Raw genomic sequence first — 22,848 nt, forward strand, 5'->3', positions numbered from 1 at the left:
AAAGATGGCGGTCAATGACCAGGAAAAAATCAGAAATTTTTGTATTATTGCTCATATTGATCACGGTAAATCCACTTTGGCGGATCGTATTATTGAAAAGACGGGTCTGCTGACCAGCAGGGAGATGCAGGATCAGATTCTGGATAATATGGAGCTGGAAAGAGAAAGAGGCATCACAATTAAGGCGCAGACAGTGCGGATTATTTATCATGCCAAAGACGGGGAAGAGTATGTCTTTAACCTGATCGACACTCCGGGACATGTGGACTTTAACTATGAGGTATCCAGAAGTCTTGCCGCCTGTGAAGGGGCTATTCTGGTGGTGGACGCAGCCCAGGGAATCGAAGCGCAGACGCTGGCCAATGTTTACCTAGCGCTGGATCACAATCTGGAAATTATGCCTGTCATTAATAAAATTGATTTGCCGAGCGCGGAGCCGGAGAGAGTCAGAACAGAAATTGAAGATATCATTGGTCTGGATGCTGCGGATGCTCCGCTTATATCAGCCAAGAACGGAATTAATATAGAAGATGTACTGGAACAGATCATCGAAAAGATTCCGGCACCGGAGGGGAAAAAAGAGGAGCCGCTGAAGGCGCTGATTTTTGATTCTCTGTATGATTCTTATAAGGGTGTTATCGTTTTCTGCCGTGTATTTGACGGGAGTATAAAAAAAGGAACTGCGATGCGCTTTATGGCCACAGGAGCAGAGGCTGAGGTGGTGGAAGTGGGATTCTTCGGACCCGGCCAGTTTATTCCCTGTGAGGAGCTCTCCGCAGGAATGGTAGGCTATGTGACGGCCAGCCTGAAAAATGTAAAGGACACCCGGGTGGGTGATACGATTACAGATGCATTAAACCCATGCAGCGAGGCGCTGCCTGGATATAAGAAGGTTAATCCCATGGTATACTGCGGGATGTATCCGGCCGACGGCGCAAAATATCCGGATTTGCGGGATGCGCTGGAGAAGTTACAGCTTAACGACGCGGCACTCCAGTTTGAACCGGAGACCAGCGTGGCTCTGGGCTTTGGCTTCCGGTGCGGTTTTCTGGGTCTGCTCCATTTGGAAATCATGCAGGAGCGGCTGGAGAGAGAATATAATCTGGATCTGGTGACAACCGCCCCCAGCGTTATTTATAAAGTACACAAGACCGACGGTGCGATGCTTGAGATTACAAACCCCACCAATCTGCCGGACCCTTCCGAGATCGACTATCTGGAAGAACCCTTTGTCTCTGCCGAGATTATGGTGACGACGGAGTTTGTGGGAGCCATTATGAAGCTTTGCCAGGAGCGGAGAGGTATTTACCTGGGCATGGAATATATGGAGGCTACAAGGGCACTCTTAAAATACGAACTGCCGTTAAACGAAATTATTTATGATTTCTTTGATGCTCTGAAATCCCGCTCGAAGGGTTATGCATCCTTTGATTATGAATTAAAAGGCTATGTTCAGAGTGATTTGGTCAAGCTGGATATCTTAATCAACAGGGAAGAGGTGGACGCTCTCTCCTTTATCGTACATGCAGACAGCGCATATGAGCGAGGGAGAAAGATGTGTGAAAAACTGAAAGAGGAGATTCCGCGTCAGCTTTTTGAGATCCCGATTCAGGCAGCGGTGGGAAGCAAGATCATTGCACGAGAGACCGTGAAAGCACTCCGAAAGGATGTGCTGGCCAAGTGCTATGGCGGCGATATCAGCCGGAAGAAAAAACTTCTGGAGAAACAGAAGGAAGGCAAGAAGCGGATGCGTCAGGTTGGTAATGTAGAGATACCGCAGAAAGCATTCATGAGCGTACTCAAGCTGGATGAGGATTAAAGATGAGAGAAGTCAGCCTGTATATTCATCTGCCTTTTTGTATCCGCAAGTGCAATTACTGTGATTTTCTCTCCGGAGCTTACCCGGACAGAGACAGAAGAAATTATCTGGCTGCTCTGGCAGCCGAGATGAAACGATATGGAATGAAGATGAAGGGGTATGTTGCCGGTACGGTTTTTATCGGAGGCGGCACCCCTTCTATTCTGGAAACGGACGAGATAGAGTATCTGATGGTGGAGCTGCGGAAGAATTTTTGGATCAGGCCGGAGGCAGAACTTACCATGGAGGCCAATCCCGGCACGTTGACCATGGACAAGCTGTCCTGCTACAGGAGACTGGGAATCAACCGGCTGAGCATTGGGCTGCAATCCGCTGATAATGAACTGCTCAGGGTACTGGGAAGAATCCATACCCGGGAAGAGTTCGAGGTAAACTACCAGATGGCCAGAGAATGCGGCTTTGATAATATTAACATAGATCTGATGTCCTCTCTTCCGGGACAGTCTGTACCGTCCTGGGAAGATACCCTATTGTATACGGCAGGTCTTGGTCCGGAGCATATTTCCGCCTACAGCCTGATTATAGAACCGGGCACACCGTTCTACGACAGGTATCAGAGCGGGGAAGGGCTTCCTACAGAGGAAGAAGACCGGCAGATGTATTACAGCACAAGAGAGATTTTAAGTGAATTTGGCTATCACAGGTATGAGATATCAAATTATGCCAGACCGGGCAGAGAATGTGTTCATAATCTGGTCTACTGGCGCCGGGGGGAGTATCTGGGCCTTGGGTTGGGGGCCGCTTCACTGATGGAAGACAGGCGGTTTACAAATACGGACAGCTTCAATACTTATGTAGAATCCGCCGGAAGGAAGGATGTCCGGACGGAAATAAATCATTTGAACCGGCAGGAACGGATGGAAGAATTTATGTTTCTTGGACTGCGTTGTATAGAAGGCGTGTCTGCGGCAGAATTTGAAAGACAGTTTCATAGTTCTCTGGATTCTGTTTACGGAGGCGTCCTGGAAGCGCTGGGAAATGACGGGCTGGTCCGGCGGACGGGAGACAGGATAGCTCTGACAGACCGGGGAATTGATGTGAGCAACGTGGTGCTGGCGGAATTTTTATTCTGATAGAAAATTGAAACTTAGTTTATAGATGGCGCAGCAAAGAAGTCTATTCCCGTCTTGGGAGAGACTCAAAACGGGAAAGGCAAGGGTGTGAATATGAATAAGAAAAAAGGAAAGATTCCGCAGAAGTATCTGCAGCTGTACTATATGACTCCGGCACGGGCGGATGCGGCAGATCTGTACGGCCTGCTTTGCAGTGAGGCCGGGATATCCGTCCAGTGCTGGAAGGAAATGAATGTACTTGAATTGGAACTGGAAAATGGGAGCAGTATAGATATAGAAGGAATCTGCCCGGACGAGTGGGACGGTGAGGACGGCGATTTTTTGAAACAGCATCATATCCAGTCGGTTTTTGCTCTCACGGTTCCGGAACCGGATAAAAACAGCGCTCTTTCCTGTATGGAGAAGGTGCTGCACGGCTTCGGCGGATTTGTATGTGCAGATTCGGAAAACTTTGAACCGGTGCTGCTGGGGAGAAAAGAATTGAATACAGAAGAGGAGGCCGGCATAAGATGAAACCTGCAACGAAGGAAGAACTTAGAAAACTGGTTACAGCAACCACGATTGATGTCTATGAGGATCTGGCTCCTCAGGCGATGCAGATGCTTAAGGAGACGTCAAACAATAAGAATCTGACCGCAGAGCAGCTTCAGGCCGAACAGCTTCTTAATATTATGGCTTATATAAAATCCTGCACGAATGATATAATCGTCGAGGTGCTGGCCGAGGTGCTGGAGCTATAGGACCGGCCGAAATATGCCTGACAGACGGCAGCGAAAAGGGTTGCGTTTCATGCCCCGGACGTTTATAATAAAATAGATTGGGCAGGAAAAAAGTGACACAGGATTCCGGCACAGTCGGGACAGGCCTGCGGCAGTTTTGCAGACCTGCGTACAGTAAAAGTTTACATATTACAGGAGGGACAGGAACATGCTTAATTTTCAGCTTTACACACCAACCAAGGTAATCTTTGGTAAAGATACCGAACTGGATGCAGCACAGGAGATCAAAAGCCTTGGCTGTAAAAAAGTTTTAGTTCACTACGGCGGCCAGAGTGCCAGAAAGTCAGGTCTTCTGGATCGGATTGAGAACTCTTTGAAAGAGGCCGGGATTGATTATATTTCATTGGGCGGTGTTGTTCCGAATCCCCGTCTGAGTCTTGTATATAAAGGAATTGAACTATGCAAGGAAGCCGGTGTTGACTTTATCCTCGCAGTGGGCGGCGGAAGTGTTATTGACTCTGCCAAAGCGATCGGCTACGGTCTGACGAATGATTTTGACGTATGGGATATCTATGAGAAGAAGGCGGTTCCTACCGCATGCACACCGATCGGCGTTATTCTCACCATCGCGGCTGCAGGCAGTGAGACCAGCGACTCCTCCGTTATCACAAATGAGGAAGGCTGGCTCAAGAGAGGCTTCTCCAGCGATTACTGCCGTCCGAAATTTGCTATCATGAATCCGGAGCTGACCTATACTCTTCCGGAGTATCAGACATTCAGCGGCGGCACCGACATCCTGATGCATACCCAGGAGCGTTACTTTACCCCGACCAAGGATGTGGATTTTACCGATGCACTCTGTGAAGCACTTCTGCGGGTTGTTATCAAACATCTGCTGATCCTGAAAGAGGACCCGAATAATTATGATTCCCGCGCACAGGTTATGTGGGCAGGAAGTATTTCTCACAACGGTCTGATGAGTACCGGCCGCGGTACAGATTTTGCCAGCCATCAGATGGAGCATGAGCTGGGCGGTCTGTTTGACTGTGCACACGGCGCAGGCCTTTCCGCAGTTTGGCCGAGCTGGGCTCGTTATGTATACAAGCATGATGTAGGACGTTTTGCACAGTATGCAGTGAACGTTATGGGCTGCACCATGGACTTCCAGAATCCGGAGAAGACAGCGCTGGAAGGTATCGCCAAAATGGAAGAATTCTATCATAAGATCGGTATGCCGATTACGATCAAGGAACTGGGCTTTGATGTGACAGATGAGCAGATCAATGAGATGGCTGAGAAGGCAACCTGGTTCGGACAGAGAAAGATCGGCGGCTTTGTGGAACTGGATAAAGATGATATTGTTGCTATCTACAAGATGGCAAGATAGTAAGTAACCGGCGGCTGACCGGGAGTTTTGCGGGAAGCCGGACAGTAAAGTAATATAACCTCCAAATCGATACCAATTGATTTGGAGGTTTTTGCGAAAAGGAGTGAAGAAGAGAATTGCAGAGACGTACACTGATCCAGAATGGACATGTCATAGACCCAGCTTCCGGCAGGGACGGGATTTATGATGTACTTGTTGTAGGAGATAAGATTGAGAAGGTGTCGGAGCAGATTTCGGAGCAGGCGGACGAGATCGTTGACGCGAAGGGCTGTCTTGTTATGCCGGGCTTTGTTGACCTGCATGTACATCTGAGAGAACCGGGACTGGAGTATAAAGAAACGATTGCCACCGGCACTCAGGCGGCGGCCAGGGGCGGCTTTACAACCATATGTCCTATGGCAAATACGAAGCCTCCCATCGATTCTCCGGAGATGGTGCGCCTTCTCCGGGAAAAGATTGAAACGGACGGCCTGGTCCATGTCCTGATCGTGGGAGCCGTGACAAAGGGTCTTGATGGAACGGAGGTCTGCGATATCCCCGGGATGGCAGCCGAAGGGATGAAGGCTATCAGCGAGGATGGAAAGTCAGTCATGAATTCCGCTGTATATGCCAGGGCCATGAAGCTGGCGAAGGAACATCAGGTCGTTGTTCTGGCCCACTGTGAAGATATTAATCTGGTGCGGGGCGGCGTGATGCATGAGGGGAAGAGATCAAAAGAACTTGGGCTTCCCGGTATTACCAGTGCAGTGGAAGATATTATTACCGCCAGGGATATTGCACTGGCTAAGGAAACGGGAGCACGGCTTCATCTGTGCCACTGTTCCACCAAAGCCAGCGTGACTATGGTGCGGCTGGCCAAGGAGGCCGGTGTATCTGTATCGGCGGAAATATGTCCCCATCATTTTACACTCTGTGACGAAGATATTCCGCGAGATGACGGAAACTATAAGATGAACCCGCCCCTTCGCGGCAGAGAGGATCTTGAGGCGCTGAGGACGGGACTGAAAGACGGAACGATGGAAGTCATTGCGACGGATCATGCTCCCCACGCGCAGGAAGAAAAGGAATGTTCCATGCGTCAGGCGGCATTTGGAATCGTGGGGCTTGAGACTGCGTTCGCCCTGGGTTATACAGAGCTGGTAGAAAAAGGAGTCTTGAGTTTATCGCAGCTGGTAGAAAAGATGAGCTTAAATCCTTCCCGTATTATCGGGATTGAGAAAGGAAGTCTGGAGGAAGGCAGGACGGCTGATCTGGTGATTGCAGATGTAAGTGAACCGTACTGTATAGACACGAATACATTTGCATCCAAGGGTAAAAATACGCCGTTTAACGGCCGCAGGGTGAAGGGCAGAATACGGATGACAATGGTAGACGGAACAATCGTGTATCGGGATCAAGTGTAAAACGGCAGAGCCGGAGAGAGGAGAAAACAAATGATAAATAAGCTGATCAGGAAAATACAGGAAACAGAGGCTCACCTTTGCGTGGGTCTGGACCCTATGCTGGGCTTTGTACCGGAGCATATCAAGGCAAAGGCATATGAAGAAAAAGGGGAGAATCTGGCCGGCGCCGCAGAGGCAATCTGGCAGTTCAACAAGGCAATAGTAGATGCGACTTATGACATTATACCTGCTGTGAAGCCGCAGATCGCCATGTATGAGCAGTTTGGCATGGAAGGACTGATGGTCTTTAAGAAAACGGTGGACTACTGTAAGAGTAAAGACCTGATTGTAATCGGCGACATTAAGCGCGGCGACATCGGTTCCACATCGGCGGCCTATGCGGTGGGACATCTGGGCAAAGTGCAGGTGGGCAGCCATGTTTACAGTGGTTTTGATGAGGATTTTTCTACGGTCAATCCTTATCTGGGCAGTGATGGAGTAAAACCGTTTATCGATGTGTGCAAAGAAGAAAAGAAGGGGATTTTTGTCCTTGTAAAGACATCCAATCCTTCCAGCGGAGAATTCCAGGATCAGCTGGTGAATGGCAAACCGGTCTATGAGATTGTAGGCGAAAAAGTTGCAGAGTGGGGCGAAGAGGCAATGGGAGGCGATTACAGCTATGTTGGAGCTGTAGTCGGGGCTACCTATCCGGAGATGGGCAGAAGACTGCGTCAGATTATGCCGAAAGCATATATTCTTGTGCCTGGTTACGGCGCACAGGGCGGAAAAGGTAAGGATCTGACCCATTTCTTTAATAAAGACGGCCTGGGTGCGATTGTAAACTCTTCCAGGGGTATTATTGCGGCATATCAGCAGGCAGGGTATGAGAAATTCGGGCCTGAGAACTTTGCGGATGCAGCCAGAGCGGCTGTGATTGACATGAGAGAAGATATTAAAAATGCACTGAAATAGGAGAAAAATTATGGTAAAGAAACGTGCGCTGATTACCAGCAACATCTGTCTGCTTGACGATATTTACAGCATGTGGCTGAAAGATGCTGATATTGCGGCGGAGGCGAAGGCGGGACAGTTCTTATCTCTTTACTGCAATGACGGCAGCAGGCTGCTTCCCCGGCCTATCAGCATCTGTGAGATAAATGCCGGCGAGGGAATGCTCCGGCTGGTGTATCGCATTGCCGGAAAAGGGACGGAAGAATTCTCAAGGCTTAGCCCGGGCACATCGATTGAAGTGATGGGGCCGCTGGGCAATGGGTTTACGCTGGAGGGAACCCATCCGGTAGTAATCGGAGGCGGAATCGGAATTCCGCCCATGCTGGAACTGGCGAAGCAGTTAACGGCAAAAGGGCTGCCGGTGCAGATCGTTCTGGGATACAGAGACAGAACATTTTTAACAGAGGAATTTGAAAAGGCCGGCACCGTGACCATTGCGACGGAAGACGGAAGTTCGGGCGTGAAGGGAAATGTGATTGACGCGGTACGAAAGAAGGGTATCGTGGGAGATATCATTTTTGCCTGCGGTCCCACGCCGATGCTGAAAGGTATAAAGGCGTATGCAGAGGAACAGGATATCCCAGCGCAGATATCTCTGGAAGAGAAGATGGCCTGCGGAATCGGAGCCTGCCTGGCCTGCGTGTGTAAATCAAAAGAGACAGATTCTCATTCTCATGTGAAAAATAAGAGGATATGCAAAGACGGTCCGGTATTTTATGCGAAGGAGGTAGAACTGCCGTGAATATGAAAGTAGACATAGCAGGGGTGACTCTGAATAATCCGGTTATGGTGGCTTCCGGCACCTTTGGGTCCGGTAGTGAATATGCCGATTTTGTAGATTTGAGCCGTCTGGGTGCAGTTGTCACAAAGGGCGTGGCCAATGTCCCGTGGGAGGGAAACCCAACGCCCAGAATCGCAGAGACCTATGGCGGCATGCTCAATGCCATCGGACTGCAGAATCCGGGGATTGATGTGTTTGTAGAACGGGATATTCCATTCTTACGACAGTATGATACCAAAATCATCGTGAACGTATGCGGTCATTCTACAGAGGAATACTGCGAGGTGGTGGAACGGCTGGGAGAAGAAGATGTGGATCTGCTGGAGATAAATATTTCCTGTCCCAACGTGAAAGAAGGCGGTATTGCCTTTGGACAGAACCCGAAATCAGCAGAAGCAATTACGGCGGCGGTGAAGAAATATGCCAGACAGCCCATTATCATGAAGCTGAGCCCGAATGTAACGGATATTACAGAGATGGCAAGGGCGGTGGAAGCGGGCGGCGCGGACGGTGTTTCTTTGATTAATACTCTGACCGGCATGAAAATTGACGTAAATCGGAGAACATTTGCACTGGCCAATAAGACAGGCGGCTTGTCCGGTCCTGCTATCAAGCCGGTAGCGGTGCGGATGGTATATCAGGTTGCTCAGGCGGTAAAACTGCCTGTTATTGGTATGGGAGGAATTGCAAACGCAGAGGATGCGCTGGAGTTCATCCTGGCGGGAGCGACAGGGGTTTCCGTAGGAACAGCTAATTTTGCGGACCCATATACAACCATACGGGTGATCGAGGGTATCCAGGAGTACATGGAACGTTTTGGGGTAACTGACATTAGGGAGTTAATCGGAGCAGTTAGAGAATAGAAGAAAGGCTGGGGACAAAAGATGGAACAATATAAGCAGGAGTTTATTGAATTTATGGTGGACTGCCAGGTCTTAAAATTTGGCGATTTTACAACAAAGAGCGGGAGAAAGACACCTTTTTTTGTGAATACCGGATTTTACCGTACCGGAACGCAGCTGCGCAGGCTGGGCGAATACTATGCCAGGGCGATTGCGGACAAATTTGGCTTTGATTTTGACGTGCTCTTCGGGCCTGCCTATAAGGGAATCCCGCTGAGCGTGGCTGCCTCAATGGCAATCAGCGAGCACTATGATAAAGAGATCCGCTACTGTTCTAACAGGAAAGAGGTAAAGGATCACGGAGATAAAGGAATCCTTTTGGGCAGCCCGATTCTGGACGGCGACAAAGTTGTGATTATTGAAGATGTAACCACAGCCGGTACGTCCATCGGAGAGACGATGCCGATTCTGAAGGCACAGGGAGATGTGGACGTGCTTGGACTGGTTGTCTCCGTTGACCGTATGGAGAGGGGCCAGGGAGCGAAGAGCGCCCTGCAGGAGATCGAGGACACCTATGGACTGGCGACGACAGCGATAGTAACAATGGGGGAAGTTGTAGAACACTTGTATAACCGTGAGTATCGTGGTAAGATTATAATTGATGACAATTTAAAAGCTGCCATCGACGCGTATTATGAGAAATACGGTGTGATCCAATAATCATGAATTGATCCTGCCGTCCGGGACAGCATCGGTTCCGTATGGAAAAACCGAGATTGAGAAGCCGAAAAGGAGGACTGATATGGGAGAAAATGTATATAAGACAATGAATACTGTCGGCAGTATGGCAATAATCCTTGGAATTTTAACCATTGTTCTGGGTGTGGCGTCCGGTGTGTTAAATATTGTAAATGGAGCGATGCTGTTAAAGAAAAAATCAGATTTACTGTTTTAAGCACTTTACAAACGAAATGAAATCAGATATGATATTGCTATCATATCTGATTTGTTTTTTATAGCTACAAGCCAGGTAAGAATGAAAAGATGAAGAAGGCATGGGGAGCTTGCTCACCAAGCCGCCGTCATCTTTTCGGGCTTATACGGCGCCAGCCGTAAAGCGTGCATACGAAGTATGCAAAGCTTCCTGGCCTGCAGCAGAAGTATGCAAAAGTTATTTCTGGCTTGTGATGAACCACCTAAGCAAGTATCTGCGGCGTCAGCCGTAACTTCAATTTCCCGCTGTGATCATAATTGAAGAAGGGAGGTTTCCTTCATCGGGGAGAAATTTTATGGATTTCTCGGTGCACCGGCTTATGATTTTATTCTGTACCTGGCTCTGCTTCTGCAAAAGTCGGGACACAACGTTCTGATACTGGACCTGACAGAGAAACAGGAGCTGTACGGCTGCCTGGATTCTCAGGAGCCAGAGTCACAATATCAGGGGATTTTATGCCGGAACAACTGGCATATCGAATCGGAGGATCACTGCGATTTCATTCTGTTATATCTGGAACATCCGGATCAGGTACGGAACCTGGAACCGGAATTGCTGTTCGGCATTTCTGACTGCGAACGGCAGAATCTGGAACATCTGGCGGAAAGCCTGGATCAGTCCAAATTACACTGGACCATTTTAATCCGGGATATCTGCTCTTCAAAATTTCCTAATGCATTTTTAAAACATGAATACTTTGACGGTCTGGACATGCGTCTGGTGCGGCTTTATTTCGATGAACAGGATTACAGAAAGAGAATAGAGCTCAGTCACTTTTTCCCTGTCTGCCTGAGACGACTGTCCGGCGAATATGCCAGACTGCTCTGCGCCGCCGCAGCGCGGATGACGGGACAGCCGGCAGGGAACTTGAAAAAGATATGGAACGAATCTTAAAGGGAGGGATGTAAACTTGAACGCGGCTTTCTGGAGCAATGCCAGAGGGAGGGGCAGGACAACCAGCAACCTGGCTGCACTGTGTATCATGCACGTGCTTCTGACAAAGCATAAAAGCATCGTGATGGAAAACCACTGCGGCAGACATAGTCTGGAGAGCGCACTGGTGGGCTACCGGTACAGAAGTGCAATTCGGGAACAGGATTATTATCACAGTCAGATCGGACTTGATTATTTGATCAAAACGTTCCATACAGGTCATATACCGGATAAAACGATAGAAGAAGTGTCACAGAGCATGCTCAGCGGGAAGCTCTGCTATCTTCCGGCGGCCAGGACGAACGAAGACATATTTGATTATAATCTGAATCTGGTAATGGACTCCTTATTCCCCTATCTGGAAAAGCAGGGAGAAGATATATTCTTTGATCTGGCGGAAGAAAACAGTATGACAACAAAGTTCATTCTGGAGAGGGCGGACCGGATTGTAGTAAATCTGCCGCAGGACCCTGAGGCAGTGGAAGCATTTCTCAAGGAACACCCGGAAGAAACGGGGAAAATATTCTATCTGATCGGTGATTATGACCGGGAATCCAGGTACAGTAAAGCATATCTGTCAAGAAAATTTTCTATTCCCAAAGACCAAATCGGGATTATTCCACATAATATTCATTTTTCGGATGCACTTCTCTCCGGAACCGTTCTGCGTTTTATTACATCCGGTTACCGCTGCAGCAGAGATGACCCAAATCACTATTTTATCTATGAGGTAAAGCGGACGCTGCGTCTGATGGAGAAGATGAAAGGAGGGGACTGCCAACGGATATAACAGAATTAATTCAGGGAGTAAACGAGGAAGCCGGCAGGTTTGTAAACCGGAACGTCCTGGAAGCCGGACTGGACGAACAGGAGATAAAACTGCGTATGGAACAGAAGGCGAAGCTGCGGTATGCGCTGCGCCGCTGTATGAATGCAGATGGAACGTCTAAGACGCGTATCACAGATTTTATAGCGGATATTTTAATTCACCGTTTCCATTTATCGGATGAAAAGAGCCTGGAGGAAATTCTTCCCTTTGAGGATGCCGAAAGACTGACAGGAAGAGACAAATGGGATATCCTGTTATTCCAATTTCAGCGGCAGTTTGGCGAGATGGCACTTGTGGAGCTTCTGGATGAGATGGAAAAAGCAAAATGCAATGACAGCACCGCCTGTGACTGCCGGGAAATTAGTGAAGCGGAGGTTTCTCTGTTTTATGAGCAGGTTCCGGTCAGGCTTGCCTACCGGGATAAACTAGATATTATTGTGCAGAGGATTTATGAGCAATGGAAAGGGTTCGGGGTAATAGACCGGCTTCTGGAACTGCATATTGACGGTATTAATGGAGGTGTTTCGGGAATACCGGAAGAACGTGCACAGATTCTTCATAAAACCGTGCTGCCCTGGTCCCATGAATGTGTATGGATTCTGGTGAGAGGACAATCGGTGCGTCTGTCCTTTCTGGGATTTGAAAGTTACTGGGAGCTGATCCGGGTCTGCAGAAATCTCTGCCGCTTTCATGCGGGACAGCTATCAGAGAATAAAGGATATCTGGTAGGGGAGCGGCCGGACGGAACGAGAGTTGCGGTGGCAAGACCGCCGTTCTCAGATGGATGGGTTTTCTTTGTGCGTAAGTTCGATGTTTCCCTGCAGGCAGATATAGGCAGGCTGATTACAGATAAGGGAGCGGAACGGGTCCTGAAGACCTTATATCTTCTCATACGGGGACAGGGCATACTGGCTATTACAGGAGCACAGGGAACAGGCAAGACGACTCTTTTGGCGGCTTTGGTGCACTATATGCCTGAATCATGGCACCTGAGAGTCCAGGAACTCTCCTTTGAACTTCATTTGAGACGGCTGTATCCCGGCAGGAATATCGTATCATTTCAGGAAACGAATTCTATTGGGGGACAGGAAGGGCTGGATTTTCAGAAGAAGACAGATGGTACAGTGAACATTCTGGGAGAGGTGGCGACGGCCCAGGTAAGCAGCTGGATGGTACAGATGGCCCAGGTAGCCTCCGAGATGACGCTGTTCACACATCATGCTAAGACCGGGGAGGATCTGGTTCTCTCCCTGCGCAACAGCCTGCTTCAGGCAGGCGGATTTTCCAGTGAGAGGGCTGCCACAGAGCAGGTTATTTCTGTTCTGGATTTTGATATCCACCTGAGAAAGGATCGATCAGGACACCGCTATATCGAGCGTATTACAGAACTGACCGCCGGGGAGGCACAAGGGGATCTGACAAGGCCTATGTTTTTGTGCAGGGACATTATGCGGTTTCAGAATGGAGAATACCGTTACTGTAATCCTATTTCAGAGAAAAAGGCCGCCAGGATTATGGCGATGTTAGATGAGGAGGAATTGGCGCTATTTTTACACAGTCCATTAAAGGAAAAAGGGAACGGATAATCGGCCTGCTATGTCCGGGAGATGAGATAACCCGGTATCAGATTGAGAAAAATGACCGCAGAAGAGATATTGTGATTTTGGCTGCGGGAACAGCAGCGGTGTTCTGGCCGGGCCTGAATCTGATGCTGAAACTTGTTGTGATATTCGAACTGTTCCTTCTCCGTGACATGTTAATGGAAAACCAGCTTAAAAATATAGAACGGAGTGTTCTGAAACAGTTGAAGGAATACATAATCAAGGTGCGGTATTGCTGCAATCAGCCCGGCCAGATTGAAGATATATTGCTGGATGCGGCTCAGGAACTGCCAGGGGAGATCAGTCCGCATATCCGCCTGCTTTTGGAGCATCTATGGAGTAAAGATGTACCGGAACAGTACTTTAGAAAAGCGATTGTTCCGGAGTTAACAGCCCTCTTCGGACTGTGCAGAGTAACCATTTCATTTGGTACGGAAACAAACGGAGGATTCCAGGAGCAGCTGATTCAGCTGGAGAATGAGATTCAGGAAAGACTGCTTTTTATGGAAGAAATTCATCACCGTTTTTCCGGCCTGCGGGCCATGATTTTAGTTCCAGGTTTTTGCCTGCCCTTTATCAAAGCTTGGGGCATAGCAAATCTGCCAGAGCTTGGGAGTTATTATGACGGCAGTTACGGTGTGGCTGCCGTGGGCTTGTTTATGCTTTTTTCCGGGGCCGCCTATGAACTGATTCGTGTCATGGGAAGAGAGCACCGATTTCTGGTTCCGATAACTGAGACTCCATTGGAGAGAAGAATGGCAGGACAGGACCTGTTCCGGGCAGGGGGAGACTGTTACAGCAGACGATTCCCGGCTTATGCCGTATGGATTCAACAAAGGCTGGATGAGGAAAATAGTCATATGACCCTTTATCAGTTCCTTGTAAGAAGGCTCCTTGCCTTTGCAGCGGGATGTGTGCTGGGTACACTTTTTTTGGGGCTTATGGTGCAAGCCGGGCGCAATAGCGCCATACATAATACATCCTCTTTTACTGGCACAGCCTTTACTTCCTCCCAGAAAGAACTAGAGGAACAGAGAACCTGGATCGGGGAGACGGCACAAAGATGGAAGAACGAAGAGAAATTACCGGAGGAACAGCTGCGGTCAGAACTGAATGACAGAGTAAGACCCTCTGAGACTGAACTGCTGATCAAAGAAGTAAAGGCGAGAATACAGCAGTATAAAAACTGCAGATTTCGCTGGTTTTATCCTATTCTTATTGGTCTGACCGGATATATAGCGGGATTACTGCCTGTCGTGTCCCTTTGCCTGAGTATACTTCGGAAACAGGAAAAAGAGGCGGAAGACCTGTTTCGGCTGCAGCTTATCATGGCGGATCTTATTCCGATACAGGATTTGGACATCTTCCGGCTTCTGGAGCAGATGGAACAATACGCAGGCACCTATGCACGAAGTCTGGGATTGTGTCTGGATATCTATGACCAGGGACCGGAACAAGCTCTGCTCCAGCTGGAGGCGGAAGAGAAAGACCCCTATTTTAAAGATCTGGTACAGAGTCTGCTGGCCGCCGACAGAATCGGAATATCCAAGGCTTTTTCGGACCTGGAATATAAGAAAAAACAGTTTGCGTCCGCACGCGGTCAGAAAAGGAAGATCAGACTGTCCAATCAGGGCATACTGGGCAGGTTCGCGGGTTATGTGCCATTGCTTTGGAGCCTGGGAGTTTATTTAATCATACCTTTTGTTCTGGAGGGACTTACACAGCTGAAAGGATTTTTTTGAAAGGAGGAACTACATATTGGAGAATAGTTTGAAGGGGCTGCTCCTTGCAGCCGGAACAATCATTACCTGTATCGTGATCAGCCTGGGGTTTTTTATTGCCAGGGAGGCGCGGGATACGGCGTCCTCAGGGACCGGGCAGATCAGCAAATTAAATGCTGAATTCAACGAAAGCGATAAGCTCATCTATGACGGTATGACGGTGTCCGGGAGTGAGGTAGTGAACGCAATCAATAAGTTTAAAAATGAGGAGATCGGTGTGAAGGTAACTACCCACAAAAGTACGGTGCACTACATCCGTACCCTTGGGCAGGATAATCAGACGATCTCCGGAAAAAGCAGCGCATCCGTGAAAGATGCCCAGGCGGTGGCAAATGAACATTATATCAATCCCAACGCCAGATTTTTGGGAGAGGTGCTGCGGGATAAAAACGACACGATTATCGGCCTGTTTTTCCAGCAGACAAGCTAGAGAACATGGAACATGGAAAAGAATTACTGTATCTGGCTTTTGCGGTAACTTTGTTTCTTACGGGTATATTTCTGGCGGTCAGAGTGGAAAACGAGGTCAGGCAGACGGCAGATTTCGTCAGTCAATCTATTTATGAGAACCATCTATATCAGATCCGCTGAATGGGAGGTTGAGAATGGAAGCATTTGGAAGAGTAGCGGAGATTATGGTTACCGTGGTGCTGATCTTTCTCTGTCCGCTGTATTATATGGCGCAGAAGCAGGATATGCTCTGCCAGACATATCTGACAGGAAGTACAACTTACTTTGTGGACAGTATCAGAAACACAGGAAAAGTAACCAGAGATATGTATGAGACTTTTTTGAACGAACTATATTTTACCGGTATGCACTTCGATATTTTGCTGACCTGCTATGAACCCTATGTCCTATGGGATGGGGAAGAGCCGGTTAAGAAATACCGGATCGTAGATCAGACAGAACTGATTGAGCAGCTCTACCAGGAGGAAGCCTGTTTTTTTCAGGCCGGGGATTACATCCAGATACATATCCGCAACCGTACGCCAAGTCTGGGAATGAAGCTGCGCAATACGTTTCTGGGAACCGATTATTATGGAGAAACTTCTGTGCGCTATGGAGGAACGATCAGAAATGAGACTGGCTGAGTTTGGAATAATATCCGCACTTTTGCTGTGCTGCGGCGCTATACAGACAGATGCCGCCGTCATGCGCACAGAAAAGGCAAGAGAATACCAGTTGGCCTATAATCTCGCTATAGATCAGGCTGCGGAGGATGCTCTTTACAGCCTGGCGGAATGGGATGACGGCCGTCTGGCCGAGGTGAACCGGGATATCGCTGCGGCACAGTTTTTTGAGAGTCTGGCGCGCCTGTTGCCCGGACAGATCTATGAGGAAGACCAGAATACACTCAATTATTATGTCCCTCTGCTTATATTTGTGGAGAGAGACGGTTTCAGCTTTTATGAATGGCAGGAATCAGAGGGTGGATGGAACCGGAGCTTTTCCGATAAAATCTTATACAGCAGCCGGTTGGAGGATATGACCATTTACTATACTCTCACGGACGATATCAGGATATACGGCAGCGAGGGGGAACTGCTGGGGGAGGGGGACTATCACGATCTGTATCTCTTCTTCTCTATACCGCTGCTTAAACCGGAGGTATTTGATCAGGCTAGGCGCATCTGTATCTGCAATCTGCTGAAACAGGAAATCGAGGCGGCACTCCTTCGCGCGGACACGATTGGAAGGAAATACGGATGGACGTATGAGTTTTCGCTGCCGGTTATTGACGGGGAGGATTGGTACAATACGATCGATGACATTTCTGTCCTTGCGCTCTATCAGCAATATCCGTTTGCTGTGCCGGGGAGAAAGATGATGCCAAGAATGGCTGTGGGAGGAGCAAGGCTTGTGAAACGGAGGGAGGTGCAGATGTGACAAAGAGACAACGGATTTTTCTGTTTCTGCTTGCGGCAGGTATCTGGCTTGTTCTGCCGCCGCGGATGTGCTGTGCGAAAAACAGCGCACATTTTGAGCAGGGTTCAATTGTATTTGTAACAGAGGACACGATCGCAACCTCATCCACGAAATGGGGAATTGTGGGGTTTCATATCAGAAGAGACGCCACGCATGGCAATCCATTGACAGACAATGCCTATGCCACACTGTATCTAAAAGAAGAATATCGGGTAAAAGAAGACATGGGCAACGGAAAATATAAGGTTACCTTTACAATTCCAAGGAAGGTGGTAGATGAAGCGTTAATACAGGGGAATATGGCGGGAATAAAGGATTCTGACACTCTGTATCTGAACGGTATCTTTCAGGTAACCAGGAAGGGGATTCCGGACCGGGTTTATTATCACACATTAAAATCAATCAAGGCTGCTGCCCCCTGGAGGAATCCGGATGATTTTCTGGATCATTTTGACGTTAAGATTAAGTTTCAGTCGGGCACTTATCCGGCATTGGTGGAATACCGTCTCCGTGACGGAACACGTTTGAAGGAAGAAAAACTGGATAAGAAAAAGGCAGGAGCCCGCATTACTGTCAATCTTAAGGAAGAATTGGAGTATGAAGGAGAAAACTACTCCTTGATACAAAGCTATCTTGTACATCTGTATGAACCGGAGAAGAAGCAGGAGAACTATAAACGTTCGGCAGGATACAGTACGGCTCAGATTGCGGCGCGCAACGGGGTGATGAAGATCGGCGGTATCAAATTTGTGGCCGTGATGGACAGAGAGGGGAAGGGGGAAGAGGATACTCCTCAGACAGATGTAAAAGAAACAGACCTGCCCGAAGAACTGGCCGATGCCCAGGTTGTCATCGAGGCGGACGTTAGGGACAACGAACACTTTCTTGTCTCAAGCGGTATTCCCGTCACGGATTCCTTATATATTAATGGCTTTGTCCCTGAATATCTGGCAGAATACCGCTTCCGAAAGATAACTGGTAAGAGAAACTACACGATAAAAGTAAAACGGAATTATCATCTCATCTGGTATGAAGTGACGGGGACAGAGGGGGATATGCAGATTCTTCCCCGCGAACAGTGGACCAGCAGAGAAAAAACTGTAACGGTGAGCCGTACCTATGCATTCTGGACACTGGAAAAATTAAATGTATATATTCCGGACAAGCTGACCGTATTTAACCAGTCTCTGCCAGGGGGGTCTGCACAGCTGTCTGCTGCAAATCAACAGATCCCTTCTGTCTATACCAGAAGAGAAACCGAACCCTGGCACATAATGGATTCGGATTATCAGAAAGAAATCCTGCTGCCCGACCGGACTATCTCCGGGGATGGCGTCTGCCCGGCGATACCGGAGGAGGATTTTATCTGGGAGGCAGACCGGAGGACCGGACAGATTAATGTAAGAAACGATCCGGTTATCTTCAACAGTATGACAATTATGGCCGACGGCTGGCAGGAAAAAGAGACGAAGGCGCCGTCATATCTGCCGGCGGAAGGGATTAACTGCCAAAGAGATATACTGTTTCAACCGGGCTTTGTGATTCCGGCGTCGGTATCGAACGGCTGGAAGGACTCAAATAGCTCGGTTTCCTATCGGTGCATGTATCAGGCAGAGACGGGATTGCCTGTAAAGAATGTTTTCTATCCGGTCAATCTGGTGAACCCTGTGCTTGTACATACACCTGTTGTATGCGACGGGGCGGTGGAAGACTGCCGGAGATTCTGTCAGTTACTTGAGCCGGAGCAGGAAAGAGCGGCGCTGGTGCTGGACCGGACCTTTCAGGTTGTTCTGCTGACCCAGGGTAATCATAAAGCGGCCAGGGGCTATTACTTCCGGGACTATGGTAAATATACTGCAAAACGCCAGGTGAGATTTCCCTTTGATGTCTACCGTGATAAACAATATTATCCGCCGGATACCTGGATTGATATCGGAGATGAAACAGAATTTTATCTGCCGATCTGGGTGGAAGAGGGGAATTATAAAGTGGAATTTCGTTCTGTTGCGGTCAATGCATCCGGCCGGACAGACCGGACCGAGTATTTGTATAATGGAGATTATGAAAATTATACAGCGGTGGATACTGTCAATGTACAGGTATCAGGAAGACTTTATTCCTTTCGGATCTATGATATAGCCGATTATCCCAGATGGCGTGCAGTATTCCGCAGAATGAACTCTCTGCACAAGAGCGGTTTTTCTTTTTCCGTCGCAGATATGCCACTGAATGAGAAAAGCCATCCTCTCCTGAAAACAGATGTTCCTCTCAAGCCGGGCTATTTTCTCAGAATGAGGCTGACCACAGTAGGTGAGATGGATGATGAAGCCTGCCATGTGGTGATACGTCCCGCTTTTTATTATACAGATGCAGATGGTAACGGGCGAAGACCGGTAGATATTTACTATAATGAAACCATTCAGGGAAAATCCAGAAAACTGGTCAAAGTAGGAAGCAGAGCGGACAGTGAAAATCAGAAGCGGATGAAATTGGGGGACCCCTATCTGGCGGTAGATAGCAGAGAACTGGATGTAACGGGAAGACTGAAGAATAAGGAGGTCAGCGCTCTAAAAGAATCCTTGTATCCGGTCTTTACCTATGCGTATATCGATATACCAGAAGGCATGCAGACACTGACCGGCAGCATGCACTATGAGGCTGTTTTCCCTATACCGGCGGAAAAAATGGAACTGGCCGGATGCTCAAAGCAGGAATGGTATTTTTCCTATACACTGCCGGGACAGATCTATGTGGCAGAGAAAGATGCCCCGGTCGAACAGACTGGAAAAGAGTATGGAATTGATTTCAGTGAACGCTTCTGGCTGAAAGACGGACGGCTGGTGCTGAGCTTTGATATTATTACGGTCAGAGAGAAAAAACCGGTTTTGAGCTATATCAATGCAGAGAATGCAACGGAGGGATACTGCAATCAATGGGCGCAGGAGCAGCAGAACGAATACCTGCCTTACGGAGATGTTGCCGTTTTTACCCTTCGGGATGGAGTTATGACCGATTATGAAAATTTTGGCAGTCATTGATATGCCGATTCGTATTGCAGAACGGATGAACGAATGGTAAACTATTTTTGAAACGTTTCAATGGGAAACGAGATAACAGAAATAGAAAGATGTGAGAAGATGGCAACGATGAAGGATGTCGCCAGAGAGGCAGGAGTCTCCCTGGGAACGGTATCAAATGTACTGAACGGACATGCGTCTGTACAGGAGAAAAACAGGGAAAAAGTCTGGGAGGCAGTGAGAAAGCTGGGATTTCGGTCCAATATGGCTGCAAGGACGCTGAGAACGAATTCTTCCAGAAATCTGGGACTGGTCATACCGGATATTCAAAACCCTTATTATCCGGAATTGGCCAGGGGAGTGGAAGATGCGGCGCGGGAGGCGGGATTTACTGTGTTCTTGTGCAACGATGACAGAGACAGCAAAAAGGAAGAAGATTACCTGGAAGCGCTGGTTGGAAAAAGTGTAGACGGTATTATTCTGGTAAAACCGCAGGTGAGCGAAGAATTATTGGAGCGAATGTCAATACATACCCGTTTTGTGCTGGTGGATTCCGGAGAAATCCGGAAATCTAACTATCATGTAGTCAATGTGGATGATGCGGCTGGGATAAAGGAGGGTATGGAATATCTGTATACCCTGGGCCACCGGAAAATCGGATTTATCCGGGGAATGCTGGAATCCTACAGCAGCAAGATACGGGCAAATGCCTATGTAAATTTCCTGAATGAGAAAGAACTGCCCCTGTCTTATGGCCTGATTCAGCGCGGTGATTATACCTGGAGCAGCGGGTATACGGCAGCGAAGGAAATGATCCGAATGCCGGAACCCCCAACGGCCATATTGGCGTCCAATGACGTTATGGCAATCGGCTGCATGAAAGCAATTCAGGATTCGGGACTCAGGATTCCGGAGGATATCTCGGTGATGGGGTATGATAATGTGGACGTATGCAATCTTTGTACGCCGTCTCTTACGACTATTCATCAGCCAAAGTATGAAGTGGGCCATGAAAGCCTTCGCATGCTTGCAGCCTGTATGTGCGAGGATGTGGGGGTGTGGAAGGACCGTCCGGAGCAGCTTATTTTGAAGCCCAGGTTAATCGAGAGACGGAGTGTGGGGCCTGCTCTGTCTTAGGGACAGGTAAGATTATTTGAAAAAGCCGGCCGGAAATGAGATTCATTCCGGCCGGCTTTGTTACAATAAGACGGTACGCGCAGCACACGGCGTATGTTACAATAAGACATTCGCGCAACGCACGCAATGTAGTTTGTTATTCATCCTCTTCTTCCGGAAGAGGACCGTCGATATGAATCCGGATTTTGTCAATCCGGTTTTTTTCTACATTTTCTACTGTAAAAGTAATGTTTTTATCCGTTACCTTTTCACCCTGGACCGGAAGATAGTCCAGCAGATGAATGATATGCCCTGCTATGGAATCGTAATCATCTGACTGCAGGTTCAGCCCGATTGTTTCATTAATTTCATCAAGCTTCGCTCCGCCGTCCACTAAGTACTCTGTATCCGACAGCTTTAAAATGATATCCTCTTCATCTTCATCATATTCATCCCGGATTTCTCCAACGATTTCTTCCAGCAGATCTTCTAATGTAATCAAGCCAGCAGTGGCCCCATATTCATCCAGAACAATTGCCATGGAAAGACTGGATTCCCGGCGCATTTCAATCAGAAGCTCCGAAGTTTTTTTGAATTCATAGGTATAGAGGGGGGCACGCATCAGATCCTCGATGGAAAAGCTTTCCTGATCCCCCTGAAAAAAGAACAAATCTTTTAAATTCAGGATACCGACAATGTTATCTCTGGATTCCCGGTAAACCGGAAGCCGTGTAAATTTACTTTGGCGGAAGGCCTCCATGATTTCTTTATAGGAACAATCCGCATCCACACATTCCATATCGATCCGCGGAATCATAACATCTTTGGCATAGGAATCTCCGAAATCCACCACATTCGTGATCATCCGCCGTTCTTCACTTTCTATGACACCCTCTTCATGGCTCACATCCACAATAGTTCGCAGTTCATTCTCCGTAATGGCCGCACCACGGTTATCCATATTGATTTTAAACAGCTTTAAGAACATCTGTGAAAATATATTTACAATGAAAATAACCGGTGTGAGCAAAATGGTGAGCAGATAGATAACCCGGGCATATTTTAAAGATAGGGCCTCTGCATTGGCGGTTGCAATGGACTTGGGCATAATTTCACCGAATACCAGTACCATAAAGGTAAGGATGCCGGTTGCAATCCCCACCGCATAATTGCCGAATACCCGTATGACCAGCGAGGTGGTCAGTGAGGAAGCGGTCAGATTCACAATATTATTGCCGATCAGGATAGCACTGAGCATTTTTGACTGGTTTTCCAGCAGTTTATTTACAATTGAGGCGCCTTTTACCTTATCTTCCTCCAACATACGCATACGCAGCTTATTTACTGTGGTAAGCGCAGTTTCTGCAGAAGAGAAAAAAGCAGACAACAAGAGTAATAAAAACAGAATGATCCATTGCGAGACGTCACTAGGGTCCAAAAAAAATCACCTTCCTAAATTGTTAAGTATACAGTACAGAAAAACTGCCCTGGGACGCCGGAACCGGCGGGGCGGACATTTTGTTCCACTGCCTGTCAAGATATATAAGTACGCCTCATTCTACACTAGAATTTGC

22 protein-coding genes are annotated in these 22,848 nt (G+C 48.1%); 21 read left to right on the forward strand and 1 reads right to left on the reverse strand.

Annotated features, from left to right (window positions below):
- Positions 1–4: 4 nt before the first annotated feature.
- From lepA to ABCW47_RS06180, 21 genes are all read left to right on the forward strand, one after another.
- Positions 5–1,819 (forward strand): translation elongation factor 4, encoded by a 1,815-nt coding sequence (gene lepA / locus ABCW47_RS06080; RefSeq protein ID WP_343209604.1) that lies wholly within the window; start codon positions 5–7, stop codon positions 1,817–1,819.
- Between the two features lie 2 nt (positions 1,820–1,821).
- Positions 1,822–2,952 carry a radical SAM family heme chaperone HemW gene (gene hemW / locus ABCW47_RS06085; protein ID WP_343208962.1) on the forward strand — a complete coding sequence of 377 codons (1,131 nt, stop codon included), beginning with the start codon at positions 1,822–1,824 and terminating at the stop codon, positions 2,950–2,952.
- A 93-nt stretch (positions 2,953–3,045) separates the two neighbouring features.
- A complete protein-coding gene (locus tag ABCW47_RS06090; protein WP_343208963.1) occupies positions 3,046–3,465 on the forward strand; it encodes a hypothetical protein in 420 nt (139 codons plus the stop codon).
- Entirely contained in the window at positions 3,462–3,692 is a 231-nt protein-coding gene (locus ABCW47_RS06095) for a hypothetical protein (protein ID WP_343208964.1), read from the forward strand. Before ABCW47_RS06090 ends, ABCW47_RS06095 begins: the two co-directional genes overlap by 4 nt.
- A 187-nt stretch (positions 3,693–3,879) precedes the next feature.
- Positions 3,880–5,058, forward strand: a complete 1,179-nt coding sequence (locus tag ABCW47_RS06100) for an iron-containing alcohol dehydrogenase (protein WP_343208965.1) — start codon at positions 3,880–3,882, stop codon at positions 5,056–5,058.
- A 116-nt stretch (positions 5,059–5,174) separates the two neighbouring features.
- Complete coding sequence (locus ABCW47_RS06105; RefSeq protein WP_343208966.1) at positions 5,175–6,461, forward strand: dihydroorotase; 1,287 nt, start codon at positions 5,175–5,177, stop codon at positions 6,459–6,461.
- Between the two features lie 30 nt (positions 6,462–6,491).
- Complete coding sequence (gene pyrF, locus ABCW47_RS06110; protein WP_343208967.1) at positions 6,492–7,412, forward strand: orotidine-5'-phosphate decarboxylase; 921 nt, start codon at positions 6,492–6,494, stop codon at positions 7,410–7,412.
- 10 nt (positions 7,413–7,422) lie between these two features.
- Positions 7,423–8,193 (forward strand): dihydroorotate dehydrogenase electron transfer subunit, encoded by a 771-nt coding sequence (locus ABCW47_RS06115; protein WP_343208968.1) that lies wholly within the window; start codon positions 7,423–7,425, stop codon positions 8,191–8,193.
- The gene (locus ABCW47_RS06120; RefSeq protein ID WP_343208969.1) at positions 8,190–9,095 is read left to right on the forward strand and encodes a dihydroorotate dehydrogenase; all 906 of its coding nucleotides are present in this window, start codon (positions 8,190–8,192) and stop codon (positions 9,093–9,095) included. Before ABCW47_RS06115 ends, ABCW47_RS06120 begins: the two co-directional genes overlap by 4 nt.
- Before the next feature lie 21 nt (positions 9,096–9,116).
- The gene (gene pyrE, locus ABCW47_RS06125; RefSeq protein ID WP_343208970.1) at positions 9,117–9,794 is read left to right on the forward strand and encodes an orotate phosphoribosyltransferase; all 678 of its coding nucleotides are present in this window, start codon (positions 9,117–9,119) and stop codon (positions 9,792–9,794) included.
- A gap of 82 nt (positions 9,795–9,876) precedes the next feature.
- Positions 9,877–10,029, forward strand: a complete 153-nt coding sequence (locus ABCW47_RS06130; protein WP_343208971.1) for a hypothetical protein — start codon at positions 9,877–9,879, stop codon at positions 10,027–10,029.
- 591 nt (positions 10,030–10,620) lie between these two features.
- Complete coding sequence (locus tag ABCW47_RS06135) at positions 10,621–10,962, forward strand: hypothetical protein (RefSeq protein WP_343208972.1); 342 nt, start codon at positions 10,621–10,623, stop codon at positions 10,960–10,962.
- A gap of 16 nt (positions 10,963–10,978) precedes the next feature.
- Positions 10,979–11,791 carry a hypothetical protein gene (locus ABCW47_RS06140; RefSeq protein ID WP_343208973.1) on the forward strand — a complete coding sequence of 271 codons (813 nt, stop codon included), beginning with the start codon at positions 10,979–10,981 and terminating at the stop codon, positions 11,789–11,791.
- Between the two features lie 95 nt (positions 11,792–11,886).
- Entirely contained in the window at positions 11,887–13,416 is a 1,530-nt protein-coding gene (locus ABCW47_RS06145) for an ATPase, T2SS/T4P/T4SS family (protein WP_343208974.1), read from the forward strand.
- Between the two features lie 77 nt (positions 13,417–13,493).
- A complete protein-coding gene (locus ABCW47_RS06150) occupies positions 13,494–15,173 on the forward strand; it encodes a hypothetical protein (protein ID WP_343208975.1) in 1,680 nt (559 codons plus the stop codon).
- A 16-nt stretch (positions 15,174–15,189) separates the two neighbouring features.
- A complete protein-coding gene (locus tag ABCW47_RS06155) occupies positions 15,190–15,642 on the forward strand; it encodes a hypothetical protein (RefSeq protein WP_343208976.1) in 453 nt (150 codons plus the stop codon).
- 5 nt (positions 15,643–15,647) lie between these two features.
- Positions 15,648–15,803, forward strand: coding sequence for a hypothetical protein (locus tag ABCW47_RS06160; RefSeq protein ID WP_343208977.1), 156 nt, complete (start codon positions 15,648–15,650; stop codon positions 15,801–15,803).
- A gap of 14 nt (positions 15,804–15,817) precedes the next feature.
- A complete protein-coding gene (locus ABCW47_RS06165) occupies positions 15,818–16,306 on the forward strand; it encodes a hypothetical protein (protein ID WP_343208978.1) in 489 nt (162 codons plus the stop codon).
- A complete protein-coding gene (locus ABCW47_RS06170) occupies positions 16,254–17,102 on the forward strand; it encodes a hypothetical protein (protein WP_343208979.1) in 849 nt (282 codons plus the stop codon). The genes ABCW47_RS06165 and ABCW47_RS06170 overlap by 53 nt, the downstream gene beginning before the upstream one ends.
- On the forward strand, positions 17,099–20,179 hold the full coding sequence (locus ABCW47_RS06175; protein ID WP_343208980.1) for a DUF5704 domain-containing protein: 3,081 nt from the start codon (positions 17,099–17,101) through the stop codon (positions 20,177–20,179). The genes ABCW47_RS06170 and ABCW47_RS06175 overlap by 4 nt, the downstream gene beginning before the upstream one ends.
- A 99-nt stretch (positions 20,180–20,278) precedes the next feature.
- A complete protein-coding gene (locus ABCW47_RS06180; protein ID WP_343208981.1) occupies positions 20,279–21,295 on the forward strand; it encodes a LacI family DNA-binding transcriptional regulator in 1,017 nt (338 codons plus the stop codon).
- Positions 21,296–21,431: 136 nt separating this feature from the next.
- On the opposite strand, the gene ABCW47_RS06185 is transcribed toward ABCW47_RS06180, so the two are convergent.
- A complete protein-coding gene (locus ABCW47_RS06185; RefSeq protein ID WP_343208982.1) occupies positions 21,432–22,712 on the reverse strand; it encodes an HlyC/CorC family transporter in 1,281 nt (426 codons plus the stop codon).
- Positions 22,713–22,848 lie beyond the last annotated feature (136 nt).

Origin of the sequence: Anaerolentibacter hominis, from assembly GCF_032380675.1 — a bacterium.
Lineage (GTDB): Bacteria > Bacillota > Clostridia > Lachnospirales > Lachnospiraceae > Anaerolentibacter > Anaerolentibacter hominis.

Bases quoted from the DNA above. Each gene is read 5' to 3' on its own strand.
- lepA (WP_343209604.1), top strand. From the start codon at position 5: ATGGCGGTCAATGACCAGGAAAAAATCAGAAATTTTTGTATTATTGCT.
- hemW (WP_343208962.1), top strand. From the start codon at position 1,822: ATGAGAGAAGTCAGCCTGTATATTCATCTGCCTTTTTGTATCCGCAAG.
- ABCW47_RS06090 (WP_343208963.1), top strand. From the start codon at position 3,046: ATGAATAAGAAAAAAGGAAAGATTCCGCAGAAGTATCTGCAGCTGTAC.
- ABCW47_RS06095 (WP_343208964.1), top strand. From the start codon at position 3,462: ATGAAACCTGCAACGAAGGAAGAACTTAGAAAACTGGTTACAGCAACC.
- ABCW47_RS06100 (WP_343208965.1), top strand. From the start codon at position 3,880: ATGCTTAATTTTCAGCTTTACACACCAACCAAGGTAATCTTTGGTAAA.
- pyrF (WP_343208967.1), top strand. From the start codon at position 6,492: ATGATAAATAAGCTGATCAGGAAAATACAGGAAACAGAGGCTCACCTT.
- ABCW47_RS06115 (WP_343208968.1), top strand. From the start codon at position 7,423: ATGGTAAAGAAACGTGCGCTGATTACCAGCAACATCTGTCTGCTTGAC.
- pyrE (WP_343208970.1), top strand. From the start codon at position 9,117: ATGGAACAATATAAGCAGGAGTTTATTGAATTTATGGTGGACTGCCAG.
- ABCW47_RS06130 (WP_343208971.1), top strand. From the start codon at position 9,877: ATGGGAGAAAATGTATATAAGACAATGAATACTGTCGGCAGTATGGCA.
- ABCW47_RS06145 (WP_343208974.1), top strand. From the start codon at position 11,887: ATGGAACAGAAGGCGAAGCTGCGGTATGCGCTGCGCCGCTGTATGAAT.
- ABCW47_RS06160 (WP_343208977.1), top strand. From the start codon at position 15,648: ATGGAACATGGAAAAGAATTACTGTATCTGGCTTTTGCGGTAACTTTG.
- ABCW47_RS06165 (WP_343208978.1), top strand. From the start codon at position 15,818: ATGGAAGCATTTGGAAGAGTAGCGGAGATTATGGTTACCGTGGTGCTG.
- ABCW47_RS06170 (WP_343208979.1), top strand. From the start codon at position 16,254: ATGGAGAAACTTCTGTGCGCTATGGAGGAACGATCAGAAATGAGACTG.
- ABCW47_RS06180 (WP_343208981.1), top strand. From the start codon at position 20,279: ATGGCAACGATGAAGGATGTCGCCAGAGAGGCAGGAGTCTCCCTGGGA.